Origin of the sequence: Burkholderia sp. GbtcB21 (assembly GCF_019091065.1) — a bacterium.
Classification (GTDB): domain Bacteria; phylum Pseudomonadota; class Gammaproteobacteria; order Burkholderiales; family Burkholderiaceae; genus Burkholderia; species Burkholderia pyrrocinia_C.
In genome coordinates this window covers 265928-271927 of sequence record NZ_JAGXKA010000012.1, presented here as the reverse complement: position 1 = coordinate 271927, position 6000 = coordinate 265928, and the positions used below count along the sequence as shown (strand labels likewise).

Sequence of the window (6000 nt, the reverse complement as noted above, 5' to 3'; positions counted from 1 at the left end):
AGGGCTGAGTCCCGTGCAGTACAGAACTCAGCCCTTGGCGGCCTAATTTACCCGTCCAACTTTACGGGGTCAGCTCACATGCAGGCGGCCTTTTCGTTTCTGTCTCGCGCGCGGGTCAGTCCTTCAGGTTCCGCAGCGGATGCGTGTCGAGCGTCCACGGGCTGTCGAACATCGCGAGCACCTCAGCCCGATCGATGTCGGCGGCCGACTTGAAGCGCCAGGCCGGCTGGTGATCCTTGTCGACGATCAGTGCGCGCACGCCTTCGATCACGTCGCCGCGCGCGAACGTCGAGCGCGTGAGATCGAGATCACGCCGCAGGCAATCGGCCATCGTCGAACCGCGTGCGCGTTCGACAACTTCGAGCGACACGGCCATCGACAGCGGCGACAGCTGGCCGCGCATCGCGTGGGTCGCCTTCTCGACCCACCCGTCGACGGCCGCGCAATCCGGCTCGGCATCGAGCGACGCGAGGATCGCATTGACGTCGGGCTGCGCGAAATGGCGGTCGATCCCGGCACGCGCATCGGCCAATGCCGACGTGTCCGGCGTCGGCACGACCTTGTGCGCGGCAGCCGCGTCCGCCACGCAGGCGACGGCCTGCGCACCGCTGTCGATGCGCGCGCTGCGCAGCGTATCGAGCAGCGCCGGCAGCGCGGCATCGGGCAGATAGACGTCGGCGAGCTGCGCGTACAGCGCACCGGCCGCGTCGAGCGTCGCGCCCGTCACGGCGAGATAACGACCGATCGCGCCGGGCGTGCGCGCGAGAAACCAGCTCATCCCGACGTCCGGGAACAGGCCGATGCGCGTTTCGGGCATCGCCATCTTCGTCGAATCGGTCACGACGCGCAGGCCGCCCGTATGCCGCGCCGCCTGCGAAATACCCATGCCGCCGCCCATCACGACGCCGTGCATCAGCGCGATATAAGGCTTCGGATAGGTGAAAATCGTATGGTTCAGCGTGTATTCGTCGATGAAGAACGCGTCGATCGCATCGCGGTCGCCGCGCTGCCATGCGTCGTGGAAAAAGCGCACGTCGCCGCCCGCGCAGAACGCGCGCGGATGCGGACTGTGCACGACGACCGCAACCACCTCCGGATCGTCGCGCCACGCGTCGAGCGCCTGCTGCATCAGCCGGATCATGCCGCCCGACAGCGCGTTCAATGCCTTCGGCCGGTTCAGTTCGAGAAAACCGATGCGGTTCGCGACATAGGCGCGCACGTCAGGCTGGGCGGATTCGGCGGAAACGGCAACGGAAGTGGAATCGGTCATGAGGGCCATCCGGCAAATGGCAGTCGCACGTTCAGTGCGCCTGCATCTTCGAGAACAGGTTCAGCACCACGACGCCCGAGATGATCAGCCCGAGACCGATCACCGCCGGCACGTCCGGCACCTGACGATAGAGCAGCATCGCGACGAGCGTGATCAACACGATGCCGGCGCCCGACCAGACTGCATAGATGATGCCGACGGGCATCGTGCGCAGCGTCAGCGACAGGCAGTAGAACGCGATGCCGTAACCGGCGACGACGAGCGCCGACGGCCAGAAGCGCGTGAAGCCGTCCGCCGCGCGCAGCGCGGATGTGCCGACCACTTCCGCGACGATCGCGATCGCGAGCCATGCGTATCCGGGAAGCTGCATCGCTCAGCTCCTTGCGAGGGCCAGCACGGCGTAGTCCTGGCCGAGCTCGGCACACAGCGCCTCGACGACGAATTCGTGGTCCGCGCGCTGCGGCAGCCCCGACGCGGTGATCGAGCCGATCACGCCGGCGCCCGCGACGGTCAGCGGAAACGAACCGCCGTGCGGCGAATATTCGGCGATCGGCAGCCCGTGCTTGTCCGCCAGCGTGGCGCCCGCCTGCTGCATGCGCAGGCCGATCGCATACGAGCTGCGCCGGAAATGCGCGACGACGTTGCGCTTGCGGCGGACCCAGTCGGCGTTGTCGGGGGTCGCACCGGCAAGCGCCGCGTAGAACAGCGGCTGGCCGAACGTGACGATGTCGATCGCGATGGCATGGCCGCGCGACGTCGCGAGCGCATGCATCCGGCTGCCGAGCGCCCACGCGCGGGCCGGGTCGAAATGGGGAAACACGAGCGCCTGTTCCTGCGCGCCGATCGATTGAAGATCGTGAGCGATGTCCATGAATCCGTCGATGCAATAAGGTGAGTCGCAGCGGTGCCGATGCGATTGCGCACGGCGCCGCTGCCGAAGAGACGAAACAAACCGCTCGATTCTAGCGCACGCGCCCACCGTGCCGTCCCCACGAGACGCGACACGCGATTGTCAGAAAGTGCTTGCACGCGTCAGGGGAACTCCTTATAATTCATTTCTTCGACGGACGCGGGGTGGAGCAGTCTGGCAGCTCGTCGGGCTCATAACCCGAAGGTCGTAGGTTCAAATCCTACCCCCGCAACCAACCCGTCCAGATTCATGCAAAAAGCCCGGTCTCGTACCGGGCTTTTTGTTTTTCCGCACCCGATCCCCGCCCCCTCTTCGCGCGCGCCCGCCGCTTCGCGGCAGCACGCCGCCGGCATGCGCAGGCGTTCAAGAATGCCGCGCCCCGGTGATACACTCGCATCACCTCGTCCCTTCCACTCGACATGAAATTCTGCTCCGTCTGCGGCCACGAAGTCATCGCGCGTATTCCTCCCGGCGACAACCGCGAGCGCTTCGTCTGCGATCACTGCGGCACGATCCATTACCAGAATCCGCGCAACGTCGTCGGCACGGTCCCGGTCTGGGGCGATCAGATCCTGCTGTGCCGCCGCGCGATCGAACCGCGCTACGGATTCTGGACGCTGCCCGCGGGCTTCATGGAAATGGGCGAAACGACGGCCGAAGCCGCCGCGCGCGAAACGCTCGAGGAAGCCGGCGCGCGCGTCGAGGTACAGAACCTGTTCACGCTGCTCAACGTGCCGCACGTGCACCAGGTCCATCTGTTCTACCTCGCGCGGCTCACCGATCCGGGTTTCGAAGCCGGCGAGGAAAGCCTCGAAGTGAAGCTGTTCGACGAGGCCGACATCCCGTGGGACGAAATCGCGTTCCCGACCGTCAGCCAGACCCTGCGATTCTTCTTCGCCGATCGCGCCGCCGGCGACTACGGCGTGCACACCGGCGATATCTTCCGCTCGCTGCGCAACGGCTGAGCCCGCCCCCATGGTCCCCTGGCTCGGCCCGGACGATCCGTTTCCGCCCATCGAACGCGCGCTCGGCCCCGCGACCGGCGCGCCCGGGCTGCTCGCCGCGAGCGCCGACCTGCTGCCGTCGCGCCTCATCGACGCGTACCTGCGCGGCATCTTCCCGTGGTACTCGGACGGCCAGCCGGTGCTGTGGTGGAGCCCCGACCCGCGCATGATCCTCGTGCCGGCCGAATTCAAGGTGTCGCCGTCGCTGCGCAAGACGCTGAAGCGCGTGCTGCGCGAGCCCGCATGGGAAGTGCGCGTCGATCACGACTTTCCGGGCGTGATGCGCGCCTGCGCGCAGGCGCCGCGCCGCGGGCAGCGCGGCACGTGGATCACGGCGGAGATCATCGACGCCTATACGTCGCTCTACCGCTCCGGCAACGCGCACAGCATCGAGACATGGCACGACGGGCGCCGCGTCGGCGGCCTGTACGGCGTGTCGTTCGGGCGGATGTTTTTCGGCGAATCGATGTATGCGGATGCCACCGACGCATCGAAAATCGCGCTGGCCGCGCTCGTCGCCCATCTTCGCGACCAGGGGCTGGAGATGATAGACTGCCAGCAGAATACGTCGCATCTAGCGTCGCTCGGCGGCCGCGAGATCGCACGCAAGGCCTTTGTCGCTCACGTGCGCCGCGCGGTAGCCGAACCGCCGATTCCGTGGCAGTTCGACAAGCGCGTGCTCGCCGCGCTGACGGGCCCCGCCGAAACGGCGGCGCCCTCCGGGATCGAGCGCTAGCGCGGCACTCCTTCCCTGCATCGAGAGCTGCCCATGACTCACCCGACTGAGCTGCCGCTTTCACCGCTTTCGGCGCTGCAATTCTATGCAACGGCGCCCTATCCGTGCAGCTATCTGGATGGCCGTATCGCGCGCTCGCAAGTCGCGACGCCGAGCCACCTGATCAACTCGGACATCTACACCGAACTCGTGAAGGCCGGCTTCCGGCGCTCGGGCGTCTTCACGTATCGCCCGTACTGCGACGGCTGCCGCGCCTGCGTACCGGTGCGCGTGCCCATCGACGCGTTCGTGCCGTCGCGCACGCAGCGCAGGATGTGGAAACGGCACCGCGCGCTCATCGCGACGGTTTCGCCGCTGCACTACGACGAAGAACACTACGCGCTCTACATGCGCTACCAGTCCGCGCGCCACGCGGGCGGCGGAATGGATCGAGACAGCCGCGACCAGTACGAGCAGTTCCTGCTGCAGAGCCGGATCAACTCGCGCCTCGTCGAATTCCGCGACCTCGACGCGCCGGGCGGCGAGCCCGGCAAGCTGCGCATGGTCAGCATGATCGACATCCTCGGCGACGGACTGTCGTCCGTCTACACGTTCTTCGAGCCCGACGACCGGCACACGAGCTACGGTACCTACAACATCCTGTGGCAGATCGAGCAGGCGAAGAGCCTCGGGCTGCCGTACGTGTACCTCGGCTACTGGATCCGCGAGAGCCCGAAGATGGCGTACAAGGCGAACTTCCACCCGCTCGAGGGGCTGATCGACGGCCGCTGGAAGATACTCGATCCGGAACGGGTCGACCTGCCGCCCGTCGATGCGGCACTGGCCCGCGCGCCGTTGCCGGGCGGGCATTCCGGCTCGGGCTGACGCGCGCCGCGGGGCTGCGAAGCGAAGCACGCCCCTGCCGCGCAACTCCCGGTAAAATAGCGGGTTGTCATTCATTCCGGCTGCCCGCCCAATTCCCGTGTTCAGTTCCCTTTATCCGCTGGCCCGCGCATCCCTGTTCAAGATGGATGCGGAAGACGCTCACCACCTCACGCTGCGCGCGCTCGGCGCGGCCGGCCGCACCGGCCTCGCCTGCGCGCTGTCCTCCCGCGTGCCCGACGCGCCGCGCACCGTGATGGGGCTCACGTTCCGCAACCCGGTCGGCCTCGCGGCCGGCCTCGACAAGGACGGCGCGGCCATCGACGGCCTCGCGGCGCTCGGCTTCGGCTTCATCGAGGTCGGCACGGTCACGCCGCGCGCGCAGCCCGGCAACCCGCGCCCGCGGATGTTCCGCCTGCCGCAGGCCGAAGCGCTGATCAACCGGATGGGCTTCAACAACCACGGCGTCGACCAGTTCGTGAAGAACGTCCAGGCCGCCCGCTATCGCGGCATCCTCGGCCTGAACATCGGCAAGAACGCCGACACGCCGATCGAACGCGCGGCCGAGGACTACCTGTACTGCCTCGAACGCGTGTACCCGTTCGCGAGCTACGTGACGATCAACATCTCGTCGCCTAACACGAAGAACCTGCGCCAGCTGCAGGGCGCGGGCGAGCTCGACGCGCTGCTCGCGGCGCTCAAGGACAAGCAGCAGCGCCTCGCCGACCTGCACGGCAAGCTCGTGCCGCTCGCGCTGAAGATCGCGCCCGATCTCGACGACGAACAGGTCAAGGAAATCGGCGACACGCTGCTGCGCCACAAGATCGAAGCGGTGATCGCCACCAACACGACGCTGTCGCGTGCGGCCGTCCAGGGCCTGCCGCATGCGGACGAAGCCGGCGGCCTGTCGGGCCGCCCGGTGTTCGATGCGTCGAACGAAGTGATCCGCAAGCTGCACGCCGAAGTCGGCAGCGCAGTGCCGATCATCGGCGTCGGCGGCATTTTCTCGGGCGAGGACGCCCGGGCGAAGCTCGCGGCCGGCGCGTCGCTGGTCCAGCTTTATACGGGCTTCATCTACCGCGGCCCCGCGCTCGTCTCGGAATGCGTGAAGGCGATCGCCCGCGAGCGCACCGCATAAGCAATATAGGCATAAACAAACGATATTTATCGATCGATTGCATTTTTGCTATCATCGGTCGCACTATCAGAATAGGAGCCC

Annotated in this window: 7 protein-coding genes and 1 tRNA gene; 5 read left to right on the top strand and 3 right to left on the bottom strand. The window is 67.0% G+C overall.

What is annotated here, in order from left to right:
* Positions 1-115 precede the first annotated feature (115 nt).
* The 3 genes from KVT39_RS25450 to KVT39_RS25440 are packed head-to-tail and all read right to left on the bottom strand — an operon-like array spanning position 116 to position 2141.
* Positions 116-1270: an enoyl-CoA hydratase/isomerase family protein gene (locus KVT39_RS25450; RefSeq protein WP_175749355.1), complete on the bottom strand. Its 1155-nt coding sequence runs from the start codon at positions 1268-1270 to the stop codon at positions 116-118.
* A 31-nt stretch (positions 1271-1301) separates the two neighbouring features.
* Positions 1302-1640, bottom strand: a complete 339-nt coding sequence (locus tag KVT39_RS25445; RefSeq protein ID WP_034184079.1) for a multidrug efflux SMR transporter — start codon at positions 1638-1640, stop codon at positions 1302-1304.
* A 3-nt stretch (positions 1641-1643) separates the two neighbouring features.
* Positions 1644-2141, bottom strand: coding sequence for a heme-degrading domain-containing protein (locus KVT39_RS25440; RefSeq protein ID WP_105393204.1), 498 nt, complete (start codon positions 2139-2141; stop codon positions 1644-1646).
* A gap of 197 nt (positions 2142-2338) precedes the next feature.
* Between KVT39_RS25440 and KVT39_RS25435 the strand changes: the two genes are divergently transcribed.
* The 5 genes from KVT39_RS25435 to KVT39_RS25415 all read left to right on the top strand — a co-directional run bounded on the left by KVT39_RS25435 (position 2339) and on the right by KVT39_RS25415 (position 5919).
* A tRNA-Met gene (locus KVT39_RS25435) sits at positions 2339-2415 on the top strand.
* A gap of 184 nt (positions 2416-2599) precedes the next feature.
* Positions 2600-3145: an NUDIX hydrolase gene (locus KVT39_RS25430; protein WP_021161562.1), complete on the top strand. Its 546-nt coding sequence runs from the start codon at positions 2600-2602 to the stop codon at positions 3143-3145.
* Between the two features lie 10 nt (positions 3146-3155).
* Positions 3156-3920 carry a leucyl/phenylalanyl-tRNA--protein transferase gene (aat, locus tag KVT39_RS25425; protein ID WP_034184077.1) on the top strand — a complete coding sequence of 255 codons (765 nt, stop codon included), beginning with the start codon at positions 3156-3158 and terminating at the stop codon, positions 3918-3920.
* Between the two features lie 33 nt (positions 3921-3953).
* Positions 3954-4784, top strand: coding sequence for an arginyltransferase (locus tag KVT39_RS25420; RefSeq protein WP_034184076.1), 831 nt, complete (start codon positions 3954-3956; stop codon positions 4782-4784).
* A gap of 97 nt (positions 4785-4881) precedes the next feature.
* On the top strand, positions 4882-5919 hold the full coding sequence (locus KVT39_RS25415; protein WP_034184075.1) for a quinone-dependent dihydroorotate dehydrogenase: 1038 nt from the start codon (positions 4882-4884) through the stop codon (positions 5917-5919).
* Positions 5920-6000 lie beyond the last annotated feature (81 nt).

Bases quoted from the DNA above. Each gene is read 5' to 3' on its own strand.
- KVT39_RS25430 (WP_021161562.1), top strand. From the start codon at position 2,600: ATGAAATTCTGCTCCGTCTGCGGCCACGAAGTCATCGCGCGTATTCCT.
- KVT39_RS25420 (WP_034184076.1), top strand. From the start codon at position 3,954: ATGACTCACCCGACTGAGCTGCCGCTTTCACCGCTTTCGGCGCTGCAA.
- KVT39_RS25445 (WP_034184079.1), bottom strand. From the start codon at position 1,640: ATGCAGCTTCCCGGATACGCATGGCTCGCGATCGCGATCGTCGCGGAA.
- KVT39_RS25440 (WP_105393204.1), bottom strand. From the start codon at position 2,141: ATGGACATCGCTCACGATCTTCAATCGATCGGCGCGCAGGAACAGGCG.
- aat (WP_034184077.1), top strand. From the start codon at position 3,156: ATGGTCCCCTGGCTCGGCCCGGACGATCCGTTTCCGCCCATCGAACGC.
- KVT39_RS25450 (WP_175749355.1), bottom strand. From the start codon at position 1,270: ATGACCGATTCCACTTCCGTTGCCGTTTCCGCCGAATCCGCCCAGCCT.